At 68.9% G+C, this 851-nt stretch carries 1 protein-coding gene; it reads left to right on the top strand.

Annotated elements, in window-relative coordinates:
• Positions 1-27: 27 nt before the first annotated feature.
• Positions 28-851 (top strand): AMP-binding protein (locus A5648_RS07215; RefSeq protein WP_234787345.1); only part of this gene is annotated, 824 nt, incomplete at its 3' end.

Here is an 851-nt window from a genome sequence, read left to right as displayed (position 1 = left end):
TAACTGGACGACGACGGCGCGACCTGGGTGCCGCAGGACGTCGAGAAAGACACCATCGCGATGATCCAGTACACCTCCGGATCGACCAAATCCCCCAAGGGCGTCATGGTCAGCCACGCCAACCTGATGCACAACATGGAGGTCGTGCGCCAGCGGTGGAAGGGCCACGACGGCGACGTAGCGGTGTGGTGGCTGCCGCAGCACCATGACATGGGCCTGATCGGCGGCGTCCTGGAGATGGTCTACGTCGGCGTCACGACCTACATGATGCCGCCCAACACCTTCATCAAGCGGCCGGCGAGCTGGCTGGAGATGCTGTCGCGGCACCGCGCCACGATCACCGGCGCGCCGACCTTCGCCTACGACCTGTGCGTCAAGACCACCACACCGGCCCAGCGCGCGGCACTGGACCTGTCGAGCTTGTCGATCGCAGTGATCGGCGCCGAGCCGATCAGCGCCGAGACGCTGCAGTCCTTCGCCGAGGCGTTCGCGCCGGCCGGGTTCCGGCCCGAGGCCTTTATTCCCGCGTACGGGCTGGCCGAGGCAACCCTGGGTGTGACGGGCATGTCCGAGTCACCGGTGCCGGTGGTCCGGCACATCGACCGGACCGCGCTCAGCGAGGAGCGGGTCGTCGAGGTGGCTGCCGACACCGCCGGGGCGGTGCCCCTGGTGGCCTGCGGCGCCAAGGCGGAGAGCCAGCAAGTCCTGATCGTTGACTCCGAGACCCGGTTGCGCCGCGGCCCTGAGGAAGTGGGCGAGATCTGGGTGTCCGGGCCCAGCGTCGGCGTGGGCTACTGGGGACGCCCCGAGGAGACCGAGCACGCCTTCAACGCGTACGTGGCCGACACCGG

It is taken from the genome of Mycolicibacter sinensis, from assembly GCF_001673565.1.
GTDB classification, from domain to species: Bacteria; Actinomycetota; Actinomycetes; order Mycobacteriales; family Mycobacteriaceae; genus Mycobacterium; species Mycobacterium sinense_C.
This window is presented reverse-complemented; position numbering and strand designations above follow the sequence as displayed.